The sequence below is a fragment of the Flavobacterium glucosi genome (assembly GCF_048286535.1).
In the GTDB taxonomy this organism is placed as follows: Bacteria; Bacteroidota; Bacteroidia; order Flavobacteriales; family Flavobacteriaceae; genus Flavobacterium.
Genome location: NZ_JBLVPK010000001.1, coordinates 355,830 through 370,047 on the forward strand (window position 1 = coordinate 355,830; position 14,218 = coordinate 370,047).

The following is a 14,218-nucleotide window of genomic DNA, read 5'->3' on the forward strand; positions in this document are numbered from 1 at the left end:
CCAGATTTCCACCTATGAAAAAATTTACATTATTATTACTTCTTCCCGCAATTTTATTTGCCCAAGAAAAAACGGCACTTGTTGCACCAAAACAATCAGGAAAATACGATACCAATAAGTTTAGTCAAATGTATGATTTGTTAGCTACACCTAACATGTTTCGTACGGCTTCTGGAGCTCCGGGTCCGGCTTATTATCAGCAACAGGCTGATTACAAGATAAATGTAGAGCTTGATGACAAGAAGTCTAAATTGACGGGTTCTGAGACGGTTACTTATTATAACAATTCTCCAGATACCTTAGAGTATTTATGGGTGCAGTTAGACCAAAATCAAGCTGCTAAAACCTCCCAAACACCATTGGCGGAAAGCCAAAAAATGGAACAGGTTTTTCCTGCTGGAAACTTCGCAAATAAGTTCTTAAAACAAGAGCAAGAGCGTGGTTTCAACATAGAGCTTGTGAAAGATGTAAAAGGGAATCCTTTGTCGTATTCGATCAATCAAACCATGATGCGTATTAATTTAGCAACTCCAATGAAACCGGGTGAAAAATTTACTTTTTCTATCAATTGGTGGTATAATATTAATAATTACAGACAAGACGGAGGTCGTTCTGGCTATGAATTATTTGAAAAAGAAGGAAATAAACTATATGTAATTGCACAGTTCTATCCTAGAATGGCCGTTTATAATGATGTGGAAGGGTGGCAGAATATGCAATTTTGGGGAACAGGAGAATTTACGTTGCCTTTTGGGAATTTTGATGTAAACATCACCGTTCCTGCTGATCACGTTATGGAGGCTACTGGTGAATTGATGAACAGAAGCGAAGTGTTTACTGCATCGCAAGTAAAAAGATACGAACTGGCTCAAAAAACATTTGACAAACCAGTCGTAATTGTGACTCAAGCGGAAGCAGAAGCAAGTGAAAAAGGTTTTTCAGAAAAGAAAAAAACATGGAAATTTAGTGCTAAAAATGTAAGGGATTTTGGTATTGCTACGTCAAGAAAGTTTATTCTTGATGCAATGGCAGTACAATTGACGAACAAAACAGTTATGGCAATTTCAGTTTATCCTAAAGAAAGTAATCCGCTTTGGGGAGAAACTTCAACTAGAACTGTTGCCCATACTTTAAAAAGTTATTCAGCACACACATTTGACTATCCTTATCCAAAAGCAGTTTCTGTTTCAGCAGAAGATCAAGGTATGGAATATCCAATGATTTGTTGGAATTATGGTCGCCCTGACGAAAAAGGAGTGACAAGTGAGCGTATAAAAAACGGAATGATTGGTGTCGTTATACATGAAGTAGGCCACAATTTCTTTCCTATGATTGTCAATTCTGACGAGCGTCAATGGTCTTGGATGGATGAAGGTCTGAATACTTTTATGCAATATATGGCTGAACAAGAAATGGGGACAAATTTCCCTTCAAGTCGTGGACCGGCAAGTAAAATTGTTCCTTACATGAGTGGAGATCAAAAATTCTTGGAGCCTATTATGTCAAACTCTGAAACGATAGTTCAATTTGGTGCTAATGCTTATGGTAAGCCGGCAACAGGTTTAAATATTCTTAGAGAAACCATTATGGGTAGAGAATTGTTTGACCACGCTTTCAAAGTATATGCAAACAGATGGAAATTCAAGCATCCTACGCCAGAGGACTTTTTTAGAACTATGGAAGATGCATCAGCAGTAGATTTAGATTGGTTTTTCAGAGGATGGTTTTACTCCACTGATTTTGTAGATATCGGAGTAAAAGAAGTAAAACAATATTATGTATCTGAGACTGCAACTAAAGATTTGAAAGACGTTGTCGTAAGAAGAGGACGTTTTGGTCAAGAAAAAGGACCTTTCGTTTATTTAGTTCCTGGAACTAGTGAAGAATTGTCATCAAAAGATAAGAAAGCATTAGCTATTGCAGATGTAAATTTATTATCTGAGTATGTAAATCAAAACTTTTCAGCAGACGAAAAATCAAAATTAAAATCTCCTAAGTATTTCTACGAAGTAGAGTTTAATAAGCCAGGAGGAATGTTAATGCCAATTATTGTTGAATTGACTTACGATGATGATACCAAAGAAACATTCAAATACCCAGCTCAAATTTGGAGAAAAAACAACGATACTGCTAAGAAAGTATATGCAACTGAAAAAGCAATCAAAAAGATTCAAATAGATCCAAAATTGGAAACAGCTGATATTGATATATCCAATAACGCTTGGCCTAAAGAAGAAGTGAAGTCTAAATTTGATTAGACAAAGACATAAAATAAGAAAGACTCTGAAAAGAGTCTTTTTTTTATGAAAAAATTAAAAGGCAAAGATCCAAAATTAGGTATATTTGTAGCAATAAAAAATAAGAAATATGTTTGGCATAGGAGGAGGCGAGTTAGTTTTTATCATGTTTATAGTACTCATGCTTTTTGGTTCAGATAAAGTACCGGAAATTGCCCGTACCATGGGTAAAGCAATGGCACAATTAAAAAATGCTACGAATGATATAAAAAGTGAAATTCAAAAAGGAGCTGAGGCTAATGGATTTGATTCACAAACATTAACTGATTTAAGAGGAAATATTACATCGCATATCAATAAAGCTAAGGATGATCTATTGGGAGATACCTCCAAAATTACTGATATAACCGGAAATATCACTTCAGAAATTAATAAAGTCAAAGATAATTTACTGGGCGAAACAACTACTCAAATCGAAACAACTAAAGAGGCTATAGAAGATGTTACAGGACCTATAAAACGTCAGATGTAATGTTGGAAAAAGTGCTGTCTTTAGATACAAAATTGTTTGTTTTTTTGAATGGACTAGGATCGGAACCTTTTGATGGATTTTGGTTGTTTATTACCAGACAAAGCAACTGGATTCCTTTTTTTTTACTCCTCTTGTATGTTATTTACAAAAAACTAGGCGCTAGGCAAACATTATTTTTAATTCTGTTTGTAGCAGTTTTAATTACAGTTACGGATCAAACAACAAACCTGTTTAAGAACGGATTTCAGCGATTACGACCTTGTAATAATCCTGAAATTAATTCCTTTATACGCATCGTTGAAGTTAGGAACTCATTTAGCTTTTTCTCTGGCCACGCTGCAAATTCAATGGCCGTTGCTGCATTTTTGTTCTTTAATTTTAAAGACAAAATCAAATTTTTTGGCTTCCTGTTCTTGTGGCCCCTCATTTTTGCATACAGTAGAATCTACTTGGGATTGCATTATCCGTTAGATATTCTTACGGGCTACTTATTCGGTTTTACTTTTGGCTTTTTGATGTTCAAAGGATACAAAATGGCACAACAAAAATATTTCCCGTAAAAACAATTTTAGAATTGCTTAGGAGCTTTTTCCCGCTCTACGCTATATCTTTTTCTGTCATTCTTCCTTAGGTCAGAATAACCAGAAAAAGGATGCCGCTTCCATCAGGGCTAGGGCATTTGTTTTCAATAGAAATTCTTAACTAAAGAACTCTACTCACTGTCAATCCATCACGAATTGGCAACAAAATCGTTTCCACTCTTGGATCAGTCGCTAATACCTTATTGTATTCCAGTAATGCTTTTGTGCTCAAATCATTAGGTTGTAATGGTTCCAGGACTTTTCCGCTCCACAGCACATTATCTGATAAAATAATCCCGCCTTTATTCATTTTTGGAACCATCAATTCAAAATAGTTGCCGTAATTTTCTTTATCAGCATCAATAAAAACCAAATCAAATTTCAAGTCAAGTGTTGGAATGATATCAACGGCTTCACCTAAATGCTGAATAATTTGCTTTCCCCAAGGTGATTTATCAAAATGTTTTCTTTGAAAATCAACCAATTCTTCTTTGATGTCAATCGTATGCAATTGTCCGGTTGCCTGCATGCCTTCGCACAAACACAACGCTGAATATCCTGTATACGTACCAATTTCCAGAATATTCACTGGACGAATCAATTTCGACAACATACTCAAAACCCGACCTTGAAAATGCCCGCTTAACATTCGGGGCAACAGAATTTTTTGATAGGTTTCCTTATTCAGAGCAGCTAGTAAAACCGGTTCTTTTTCGGAATGTTGCTCGATATAATCTTCTAATTCTTGGGAAATGAAATGCATTATCTTAAACTTTTTATTGGGTCTTGAAAAGTGTTGAATATTCTAACAACCTAAATTGCGTTGTGATGGAATTGGTAGAGTATTTTGTAGTTTCGGGTAATTATTCTTCTGCAATCAATTCGGTATTCGTCAATTTGAAATTGATCAGAAAAAGTTATTGAATTTAAACTTCCGAAAATTTCATCGATTATTTTAGTTGCTACAAGGAGAGAGATTCTTTGTTCTAATGAAAGATAAATATCTTTTAAATCAAGTTTTGCACTAATAGTCCAGAAAATCGCATAAGTAGGATTAATCATTTTTCCAGGTTTTCATTTCTTCAATAAGATTTTCTTGAGAAAGTACCCTGTTGTATTTTATATCTTCTAATCCTTCCTCAACCTTATTGTGATATTCTGAGAGTGTTAAGGCATTTCCTTTTGTTTCGTAAGAAACAATTTCATTCAAATAATTATCAAATACAGAGGATACAATACGAAGTACTCTTTCGTCTGCTAAATCTAATTGAAGTTGGATTTTATGTTTTAATTCTGGAAGTCCCATTTTTATTAATTTGTACACAAATTTACAAAAAATTATAATAGGTTTCTTTATTGTATTTGGTCTGCTGTTTTGGTTTTTTTTCTAATTTTAATCCTCTAAATCTTGGGAAATGAAATGCTTTTTTTTAAATTTTTCACAAAATTACAAATAACCAAAATTACAAATAACCAAAACCTCAAAATACTTACTAACTTTGCACCATGCAAATCGAGAAAAAAGACATACGATCCTTATCAAAAGAACTATTGCGAGAATTTTTCGTAGCAAATGGAGACAAAGCCTTTCGTGGAAATCAAGTTTACGAATGGTTGTGGAGTAAAGGTGCACATAGTTTTGAGGATATGACCAATGTTTCTAAGGGAACACGAACTATGCTGGAAACGCATTTCGTAATTAATCACATCAAAGTAGATACGATGCAGCGCAGTGAAGACGGAACCGTGAAAAATGCCGTTCGGTTGCATGATGGTTTGGTAGTAGAATCGGTTTTGATACCTACAAATACAAGAACTACTGCGTGTGTTTCGAGTCAAGTAGGTTGTAGTTTAGATTGTAACTTTTGCGCCACAGCGCGATTAAAAAGAATGCGAAATCTGGAACCGGCTGAAATCTATGATCAGGTAATTGCCATTGATAAAGAAAGCCGTTTGTATTACAATCATCCATTGTCGAATATTGTTTTTATGGGAATGGGCGAACCGCTTATGAATTACAACAATGTGTTGAAAGCAATCGAAATGATTACTTCTCCGGAAGGTTTAGGAATGTCGCCTAAACGTATTATGGTTTCGACTTCGGGAGTTCCTAAAATGATTAAGAAATTAGCGGATGATGATGTAAAATTCAAATTAGCAGTTTCGCTACACTCAGCAATCGACGAAATTCGTTCTAGAATTATGCCGTTTAGCGCTAATTTTCCTTTGGCAGATTTACGTGAATCATTAGAATATTGGTACCGGAAAACCAAAAGTAAAATATCCTACGAATATGTCGTTTGGAAAGATATCAACGACAATAAAGCTTCCATTGATGCCTTGGTAAAGTTTTGTAAATATGTTCCTTGCAAAGTAAATTTGATCGAATACAATCCTATCGATGATGGGGAATTTCAACAAGCTTCTGAAGAATCAATTGATGCGTACATAAAAGCACTGGAAGCTAGTGGCATTGTGGTAAAAGTACGAAGAAGCCGTGGAAAAGATATTGATGCAGCTTGTGGACAATTGGCGAATAAAGAAGCTTAAGCGTTTTCTTTTCGAAAAATATTCAAAAGAATGCAAGCATTTGTAAGATTGCAGGCTAAAATTGTATCTTTGATTTCTAATGAATATTACTTCACAAATAAAACAGCCCATTTTCAACGAAATGGAACTTTTTGAAAAAAAGTTCTACGAATCGATGACTTCGCAAGTGGCTTTGTTGAATAGAATCACGTATTATATTGTCAACAGAAAAGGCAAGCAAATGCGTCCTATGTTTGTTTTTCTGACTGCAAAAATGGTTTCGGCAGGAATTGTAAATGAGCGAACCTATCGTGGCGCTTGTGTTATTGAACTGATACATACTGCAACATTAGTTCACGACGATGTTGTGGACGACAGCAACCGCAGAAGAGGGTTTTTCTCGCTGAATGCACTTTGGAAAAATAAAATTGCAGTACTTGTGGGTGATTATTTATTGTCCAAAGGATTGTTACTTTCTATTGATAATGGCGATTTCGATTTACTCCGAATTATTTCTGTCGCTGTACGCGAAATGAGTGAAGGCGAATTACTTCAAATCGAAAAAGCCCGAAGACTTGACATCACAGAAGATATTTACTATGAAATCATTCGAAAAAAGACAGCTACACTTATTGCTGCCTGTTGCGCTCTTGGTGCAAAATCCGTTATTGAAGACGAAGTTCAGGTAGAAAACATGCGTAAATTTGGAGAACTCATCGGGATGGCTTTTCAGATAAAAGATGATTTATTCGATTACACCGAAGATGCCATTGGTAAACCAACCGGAATTGACATCAAAGAACAAAAAATGACTCTGCCTCTTATTCACGTCCTAAATACGTGTACTTCCAAAGAGAAAACATGGCTTATCAATTCCATTAAAAACCATAATAAAGATAAAAAACGTGTCAAAGAAGTTATTGCTTTTGTGAAAAACAATAATGGATTACTTTATGCAGAACAAAAAATGGTGGAATTCCAGCAAGAAGCACTTTTGCTTTTAGATAATTATTCGGATTCGGAGTTTAAAGACGCGCTGATTTTGATGGTGAATTATGTGATTGAAAGAAAAAAATAATTTTTTTTAAAATAATTTCACTCCTTAACTATTGATTCTATTGATTTAACTTATGAAATCAATTTTTTTTCTATTTAGGATGCAACCTTTTTGCAATCCAACTCGTCTATACTTATAGAAACACTTTATAAATATTTTGAAAGTAATCAACTTACATCAGGAAGAAAATGAATTAATCCAGCTAGCTGTCAAAAAGAGTCGGCATGCACAACAGCAGATTTACACCCAATTTTCTCCAAAAATGTTAAGCGTTTGCCGCCAATATATAAAAGACATGCATCTGGCCGAAGATATCATGATTACTGCTTTTATGAAAGTGTTTACGAATCTGAAGAATTTTCAACACAAAGGAAGTTTTGAAGGTTGGATCAGAAGAATTATGGTGAACGAATGTATTTCTTTCATTCGAGTCCAAAAAAAAGTGAAGTATATTGAAGATGAAGACTATTTTGAAGAAAGTTTCAATAACATCGAAAGCCAATTTTCAATAGACGATATTCAATTTCTGATTGATAGTTTACCGGATGGCTATAAAATGGTTTTCAATTTACATGCTATCGAAGGATTCAAACATCATGAAATTGCCAGTATGCTAGGGATTAATGAAGGTACATCAAAGTCGCAGTTGTCACATGCGAGAAAAATGTTGCAAGGACAGATTAATGCGTTAAAAAATTACAGTTATGGAACCGAATAAATTAGAAAAACAGTTCAAGGAGCAATTGAATTCTCGGGAAATCAAACCGTCAGAAATGGCTTGGGCCAAACTGGATGCAATGCTTACGGCTGCTGACGAGAGCAATAATAAACAGGAGAAGCAAAAACCAAAAGCTAAATTTCCTTGGATGTTTATAGCGGCAAGTTTTGTTGGATTTTTATTGTTTGGGACCGTTTATTTTGGGCAAAACGGAAATACTATTGAAAACCACGAAAATGAGGTTGTTATTCAAAATTCAGTTGTTCCTAAAACTACTGTAGTTTCAACGAATAGTATTAAACAGAAAACGGAGGAAGAACAGGGTTTAGTCCTTGATGTTGTTTCAAAATCAAATTCGGGAATTAATCAAATTCCAATTTTAAAAGAAAAATTAAGTGTCGTTAACAATAATTCAAATGAAAATCAAGTAAAAGAAGTTTCAATCAGTAATCAAAAAACAGAACAAAAATCAATCAAATTACAAACTAGCTACTCGGCAGTTGACGAACTGTTAGCCGTTGCGGAAAATCCTTCGAAAAAGGAAAATCAATTGAATGAAAAACCGGTTGTGCGTGTTAATGCAAGTAATTTGCTGTCGCAGGTTGATGGAGAATTAGAACTTTCCTTTCGTGAAAAAGTAATTAATAAAGTAAGCAAGAATTACCAATCGGTAAAAGTCGCGTTGACCAATCGTAACTTAGAATAAAAATCATCAATCACCTTTAAAATCAAATCATCATGAGAAATTTTACCATTTACTTAATAACACTGTTGTGTTTTTTTTCGAGCAAAATGCTTGGACAAGAAACATTTGAAAAACGAGCAAAAACGATTGCTTTAAAAATTGAAACTATTACCAAAGAAGAAAAAGCGGCACTGAAAATAGAAGTTGAGGTAATTAATAATCAATTAATCAATGGTACAATTACAAGAGAAGAAGCGGAGAGTAAAAAGAAATTATTGGCCGAAGCCAGAGCAATCAACATCGAAGCCAGAGCAGCTATAGAGCAAGAGGCATTAAAAAATTTGGTTCAGGAAAAAGTGGATGGAAAAATTAAAGAACAGGATTCTACTCGAACATACAGTTTTTCTTTTCATGGAAAAAAACATCAGGATGATTTTAAAGACTCAATTCAGGGGGAAAGAAGAACAACATCACAATTTATCTTTGCGGCCGGTTTGAATAATTTAGTCGCGGATAGTAAACGGGAAGATTCTGATTATAGATTTTTAGATTCTCATTTTTATGAATTAGGTGTTTCTTATAACAGCAGAATTGCAAAAAACAACAATTTGCTTCATGCTAAATATGGCTTGTCAGTGATGTATAATAATCTTAGTCCGACTGATAATCGTAGTTTTGTAATGAATGGAAATCAGACTAATCTGGCGGTAAATCCTATTGATATTAAAGATTCGCGTTTTAAAAATGTATATTTAGTAGCACCAATTCATTTAGAGTTTGATTTTTCAGGTAAAAAAATGAAAGAGGAAAAGCCGTTTTTTAAAACGCATCAAAGTGTTCGTTTTGGGATAGGTGGTTATGCAGGAATCAATTTGAAATCAAAGCAAATTATTAAGTATGATGCTAATGAATTGAAGGCTACGGAAAAAACCAAAGGAGATTTTAATACCAGTAATTTTATCTATGGTTTGAGTACTTATATTGGCTATAAATCTACCAGTTTATACTTTAAATATGATTTGAATCCTTTGTTTAGAGATAATTTAGTGAAACAAAACAACATATCTTTAGGATTGCGTTTTGATTTGAATTAGAAATTGTTTTAGTTAGTTTTATACTTTTAGAAGCACTTTGAAAGAAGTGCTTTTATTATTATTAATATAATTTTAGTCAATATTTGTAGTTTTATATAAAGGCAGAAATATTTTTATTGTAGTCCCTTCATTTTCTTTTGAAATGATAGTAAAAACACCCTCTGATTTTTTTATAATAATTTTGCTTAAGAAAAGTCCTAATCCTAACCCTTGTTGTTCTCTTTTTTCTCTATTGAATTGTTGAGAAGCACCAATTTTATTTAATTCTTGTTGACTTAAACCAATCCCAAAATCTCTAATTACCAATTCATAATATTCATTATTAAACTGTTTACCAGAAACAACAATGATTTTATTTTCAGAAGAAAACTTTAATGCATTGTCTATTAATTCAAAAAAGATGAATTCTAAATGCTTTTTGTTAAATTTAATCATTGCTTTGTCAATTTCAAAACTGATTCTTTTTTCCTGCCCTTCATAAATCTTAAAAATTTTTTCTTTTGTATTTAAAAATATATTTAATATTTCAGAACTTGAATGGTCATTAAATTTAATCAAATTATTTTTAAGATTTTGATAAAGAATTATATTTTGCATTGTTCTATTTAATCGTTCTCCTGATATTTTGATCGATTCATAAAATGATAAAACTTCTTTTCTGTCAAGATTTTCTTCATTTTTTATTAGAAGCTCAATCGATCCTAAAATTCCATTGAGAGGAGTGTTGATTTCATGCAAAAAAGTTTTTTTTTTACCCAAATATAAATTGTTGTGATTATTCTTTATTTTTTCAAATCGTTCTATTTTTGATTGTATAATAGATATTAATTCATTTATTTTAAATGGTTTAGAAATAAAATCATCAACACCATCCAATAGGCATTTCCTCCTCAGGTTATTTTCTTTTTTGGCAGTCAAAAAAATAAAAGGTATGGAGTTCAAAGAATGGATTTCTTTTATTATTTCATGAAATGTATTGCCATCCATCACAGGCATCATTATGTCGCATATAATTAAGTCAGGGACCCAATATTCTAATAGTTCTAAGGCCTCTTGACCATTGCAGGCTGTTTTGACGTCGTAATTCTGATAGTTAAGGAGTTCGCTAATAGTTTCTCTTAAATTTAATTCATCGTCTATTAAGAGAATTTTATTTTTGTTCATAAGTAAAGGTTAATTTTATTTTGGAATTTTATTCTTCCGTAAATAAAAAATTGGTAAATACTAAGATTGATACGTTTTAGAAAATTTCACTGATGAACTTCTTGCAAAAAAACGTGGTGGATAATACAAATCCCAATTTCAATATAAGAGTTTTTGAATTTATTATACTTTCGTTTTTTAGAATAATAATTAAAATTCAAAGTACTTTGTAAAAGTATTTTGAATAAAACTTAAAAGGGGTTTAATTACGGATAGTTTAAAATAAAAAGGCGTTTGATTAAAATAGAAAATGGTAATTTAGTAAAATGGAAAAGCAGAAATTAAAAATTATTTTAGTCGAAGATGATGTAGCTTTAGGAGGCTCTATTTTGGAATTATTAGTTTTGAGTGATTTTGACGTTTATTGGCTGAAAAATGGAATTGAAGCATTGAAGCATTTGCAAAGAAATATTCCGGATGTAATTATAAGTGATTTAATGATGCCGGGTATGTGTGGTGAAGAACTCTTTTTGAAAATAAGAAAAAATAATAAATTTAAAAGCGTACCAATAATTATGATTACTGCAAATGCTGATGATGATATAAAATTTAAGCAGTTAGAAAATGGAGTCAATGATTTTATAATGAAGCCTTTTAATATCAAGGAATTAATTTTTAAAGTCAAAAATTTAATTGAACTAAAAAAAAATATAGAAAAAAAATATGCACCTGATCCATTTTCAAAAGTTACGATAAAATTGTCTGAGAAAGATTTTTTGACTTCATTAAATGAAATTCTTGCAAATTGTTTAAAAAGAAAAGTTGATTTGGATGAATTGTCCTGTCAGCTTTTTATAAGTAAATCAACCTTAGATAAAAGAATACGTAAACTTACTAATAAAAATATCAGTCAATATATTAGAGAGTTTAAATTAGAATATGCTGTTAAACTTATTCATTTAGGAGAGAAAAATATACAATATTTAGTTGAAGAAACCGGATTTAGCTCATTTTCATATTTTTCTACAAGTTTTAAATCGTATTTGAATGTTACCCCCAGAGATTATATAAAATTAATTAAGATTGATAAAAATGATGAAAATATTATGATTGGGTAAGTTGTTAAAAATACTTAGTTAAGCTTATGAAATAAAAATATTTACAAAAGTATAGTAAAAGTTGTACTTCCATCCTATTTTTATTTATAAAGTATTTTGGGAGAGTGTGTTTTTATTTATTAGACTATTTTAAATTATCAGTAAATAAAAAAATGATTGTCCGTCTTTCGTCATAACCCTGTAATGCTCGCTATTACTAGCCTATTGAATAATTTTTCCTCAAAATATCTTCTGTTAAGCTTATAAACAAACTCATTTAGATACAATTGGAGATAATTTCCTTTAATTTTATGGTAATTGCCTAGAAAATTTCTTTTGGCATAACTTATTGCAAAATGTAACCACCTTAAAGTTTCTGTTGTTGTTTCTTTATTCGATTTTTCTGTAATATGAATCTCCACATAATCTGCAAAGTCAATATATGATGTGCTTTTGTCTGTAAAAAGAATACTTTTTTTAGAAATAGATTTCTGAATTGTTTGATTTATCTGTTTTGATGTGTGATCTGTCAAGACCTTTGCTTTAAAATACCTGCATTGATTTGATTTTTTACCTGTCTCAATATCTTCTACAACAGTTGACTCAGCCATAATTGCAACGTTAGATTTTCAAAGGTACCATGTCTACGAATTCCCTTTTCTTGTTCTATTTCAGTAGATTCAATTGTAAAATATCCTTCGTCAAATTTAATCATTCCTTCCAGAGTATAACATGCATCTCTATTGCCCATTGCTTTTCTTAACTTATGAACCATAGGCCAAACTGGCTCGTAATGTTTTAAACCCAATTTTTTTGGATTTCTTTACTCGAAAAACCTTTTTTAGTTGCAGTTAATAAGAAGATAGTTTTATACCAAATCAAAAAGGATAAATTAGAACTTTGCATTATTGTACCACTTCGTAACGAAATTCTACTTCTACATTTTTTACATTGATAACTCCATTTGCTTTTTATCCAAAAATGCTCTTTGCTTCCACATCTACGTTGAACTCCGATTATATCTCTTCCTTCTTTAAAATGAAGTCTGCAAGATTCCTTGCTCCAAAAATTTGCTGTAAAACGGAATAAATTTATTGGCTTTTTTTATCATAAATAACTCTTTTTTGTTATTTATGAGTGAATACGGATAATCAATAATATATTTTTAAGATTTAATTAGTGCTTATAATAAACGATTTAAATAGTGATGGTGAAGAACTTTTTTGAACAGTACTTCACTTTTTAAGACTATGTTTTTTTTGACAATGATATTCATTGAAGTTCTATTGATACGAATATAATTACCCGCTCATTTTTGAGATTTGAAACCTCGTTTGGCATGGTTAGTTAAAATTCAATAATTTTTTGATGAAATTCTTTAGATTTTATTCAGAACTCTTAAGTGAACCCTAAACATTTCAATATTTTTAGATTTAATGTGACTACAATAAATATTTTTTTTATAAATATAAATTATGAGTATTTTTTTTTAAGCTATAAGTTTTTTCTTTTTCTTTTCTAATTTAGTATCATACATTCGCCCCAGAATATCAGTTACTTATCATCAAGCACCTCACATGAAAATTTATTTGATGAACTAAATTATAGCTACAATTTAGTTATGGCAAGCTATTTTTAGTAGGATTTTTAATAAGTATGACCAAAAAAACATGAATATAAATTTTGTAACAGTAAATAAAGCAGAAAATATCTTAGAAGAGAATTCTTTTTTTATTGCTTTTGAATCGAAAGTGATTCTTAAAAACGATAAGGAAAGAATCAATTTATCTTTGAATCAAATTTCAAATATTAGAATTGTTAAAAATAGAGATTTTACCGCCGAAATTATTATATCAACATTCTCCACTTTATTTTATTTAGCAGCAATAGATCCTGTAAATGACAAAATTGTATTTCAATTATTGTTCGTAGTTTATGTTTCGTTTTTATTATTAATCTTTAGTCTGATAAAAAGTTACAAGTACAAACTTTTAATAAATCATGGGAAGTTTTGTTTTAATGAAATCGTAGTTTCAGAGTGCAATCTTTTTTATGCAAAACGTTTTGTTTCTATGTTTAAAACTAACATAGCAAAAACGAATGTTAACGATTGAATAACCCTGATTCACTGGTTTTATTCTAGTTAGTATACAGGTAAATTCGTGTATTTTTACAATTTATTTATTTTTAATAAATTAGATTCTATAATTTCTTTTAATTCTTTAAAGACAAAAGGTTTTTTGATATAACCTTTGGCTCAAAAGCAATTCCTTTTTTTATATTTTTAAATTCAACATTTGCACTAAGTAATAATACCGGAATAATTGAATATTCTGAATTTTGATGATGTTCCATAAAACCGTACCCGTCAAGTTCAGACATTGTTATGTCGCATAAGATAAGGTCAGGTTTTATTTTTTTTACTTTCGTTAATCCATCAATTCCATTTGTTGCTTTATGGACATCATATCCTACAAAGGTCAGTAATTCAGAGATAGTTTCTCTTAATTTGAGTTCGTCATCTATAATTAATATTTTAGTCATA

Annotated in this window: 15 protein-coding genes and 1 pseudogene; 10 read left to right on the forward strand and 6 right to left on the reverse strand. The window is 31.3% G+C overall.

Annotated elements, in window-relative coordinates; translation table 11 throughout:
- Positions 1–14: 14 nt before the first annotated feature.
- The 3 genes from ACNQGD_RS01745 (at position 15) to ACNQGD_RS01755 (ending at position 3,329) form a co-directional block, all read left to right on the forward strand.
- Positions 15–2,258 carry a M1 family metallopeptidase gene (locus ACNQGD_RS01745; RefSeq protein WP_417998095.1) on the forward strand — a complete coding sequence of 748 codons (2,244 nt, stop codon included), beginning with the start codon at positions 15–17 and terminating at the stop codon, positions 2,256–2,258.
- Positions 2,259–2,367: 109 nt separating this feature from the next.
- Positions 2,368–2,769, forward strand: coding sequence for a Sec-independent protein translocase subunit TatA/TatB (locus ACNQGD_RS01750; RefSeq protein WP_417993925.1), 402 nt, complete (start codon positions 2,368–2,370; stop codon positions 2,767–2,769).
- Entirely contained in the window at positions 2,769–3,329 is a 561-nt protein-coding gene (locus ACNQGD_RS01755) for a phosphatase PAP2 family protein (protein WP_417998096.1), read from the forward strand. The genes ACNQGD_RS01750 and ACNQGD_RS01755 overlap by 1 nt, the downstream gene beginning before the upstream one ends.
- A gap of 142 nt (positions 3,330–3,471) precedes the next feature.
- Here ACNQGD_RS01755 and ACNQGD_RS01760 read toward each other — a convergent pair whose 3' ends face one another.
- From ACNQGD_RS01760 to ACNQGD_RS01770, 3 genes are read right to left on the reverse strand one after another with little or no spacing between them, the layout of a single operon-like run.
- Positions 3,472–4,113, reverse strand: coding sequence for an O-methyltransferase (locus ACNQGD_RS01760; protein WP_417998097.1), 642 nt, complete (start codon positions 4,111–4,113; stop codon positions 3,472–3,474).
- A 50-nt stretch (positions 4,114–4,163) separates the two neighbouring features.
- Positions 4,164–4,412: a type II toxin-antitoxin system RelE/ParE family toxin gene (locus ACNQGD_RS01765; protein ID WP_417998098.1), complete on the reverse strand. Its 249-nt coding sequence runs from the start codon at positions 4,410–4,412 to the stop codon at positions 4,164–4,166.
- The gene (locus ACNQGD_RS01770; RefSeq protein WP_417998099.1) at positions 4,405–4,656 is read right to left on the reverse strand and encodes a hypothetical protein; all 252 of its coding nucleotides are present in this window, start codon (positions 4,654–4,656) and stop codon (positions 4,405–4,407) included. Before ACNQGD_RS01770 ends, ACNQGD_RS01765 begins: the two co-directional genes overlap by 8 nt.
- A 200-nt stretch (positions 4,657–4,856) precedes the next feature.
- Here ACNQGD_RS01770 and rlmN point away from each other — a divergent pair, with 200 nt between their 5' ends.
- The 5 genes from rlmN to ACNQGD_RS01795 all read left to right on the forward strand — a co-directional run bounded on the left by rlmN (position 4,857) and on the right by ACNQGD_RS01795 (position 9,433).
- Positions 4,857–5,900, forward strand: coding sequence for a dual-specificity RNA methyltransferase RlmN (gene rlmN / locus ACNQGD_RS01775; protein ID WP_417998100.1), 1,044 nt, complete (start codon positions 4,857–4,859; stop codon positions 5,898–5,900).
- 79 nt (positions 5,901–5,979) lie between these two features.
- Positions 5,980–6,957 (forward strand): polyprenyl synthetase family protein, encoded by a 978-nt coding sequence (locus ACNQGD_RS01780; RefSeq protein ID WP_417993921.1) that lies wholly within the window; start codon positions 5,980–5,982, stop codon positions 6,955–6,957.
- Positions 6,958–7,093: 136 nt separating this feature from the next.
- Complete coding sequence (locus ACNQGD_RS01785; protein ID WP_417998101.1) at positions 7,094–7,654, forward strand: RNA polymerase sigma factor; 561 nt, start codon at positions 7,094–7,096, stop codon at positions 7,652–7,654.
- A complete protein-coding gene (locus ACNQGD_RS01790; protein ID WP_417998102.1) occupies positions 7,641–8,360 on the forward strand; it encodes a hypothetical protein in 720 nt (239 codons plus the stop codon). Before ACNQGD_RS01785 ends, ACNQGD_RS01790 begins: the two co-directional genes overlap by 14 nt.
- Before the next feature lie 32 nt (positions 8,361–8,392).
- Positions 8,393–9,433, forward strand: a complete 1,041-nt coding sequence (locus ACNQGD_RS01795) for a hypothetical protein (RefSeq protein ID WP_417998103.1) — start codon at positions 8,393–8,395, stop codon at positions 9,431–9,433.
- A 72-nt stretch (positions 9,434–9,505) separates the two neighbouring features.
- Here ACNQGD_RS01795 and ACNQGD_RS01800 read toward each other — a convergent pair whose 3' ends face one another.
- On the reverse strand, positions 9,506–10,597 hold the full coding sequence (locus ACNQGD_RS01800) for an ATP-binding response regulator (protein WP_417998104.1): 1,092 nt from the start codon (positions 10,595–10,597) through the stop codon (positions 9,506–9,508).
- A gap of 305 nt (positions 10,598–10,902) precedes the next feature.
- On the opposite strand from ACNQGD_RS01800, the gene ACNQGD_RS01805 reads away from it, so the two are divergent.
- A complete protein-coding gene (locus ACNQGD_RS01805) occupies positions 10,903–11,694 on the forward strand; it encodes a response regulator (protein WP_417998105.1) in 792 nt (263 codons plus the stop codon).
- Between the two features lie 170 nt (positions 11,695–11,864).
- On the opposite strand, the pseudogene ACNQGD_RS01810 reads toward ACNQGD_RS01805, so the two are convergent.
- Positions 11,865–12,768, reverse strand: a pseudogene (locus ACNQGD_RS01810) (IS1595 family transposase).
- A gap of 575 nt (positions 12,769–13,343) precedes the next feature.
- Between ACNQGD_RS01810 and ACNQGD_RS01815 the strand changes: the two are divergent.
- Positions 13,344–13,787: a hypothetical protein gene (locus tag ACNQGD_RS01815; protein ID WP_417998106.1), complete on the forward strand. Its 444-nt coding sequence runs from the start codon at positions 13,344–13,346 to the stop codon at positions 13,785–13,787.
- A 100-nt stretch (positions 13,788–13,887) separates the two neighbouring features.
- Here ACNQGD_RS01815 and ACNQGD_RS01820 read toward each other — a convergent pair whose 3' ends face one another.
- Entirely contained in the window at positions 13,888–14,217 is a 330-nt protein-coding gene (locus ACNQGD_RS01820) for a response regulator (RefSeq protein WP_417998107.1), read from the reverse strand.
- Position 14,218: the final 1 nt, after the last annotated feature.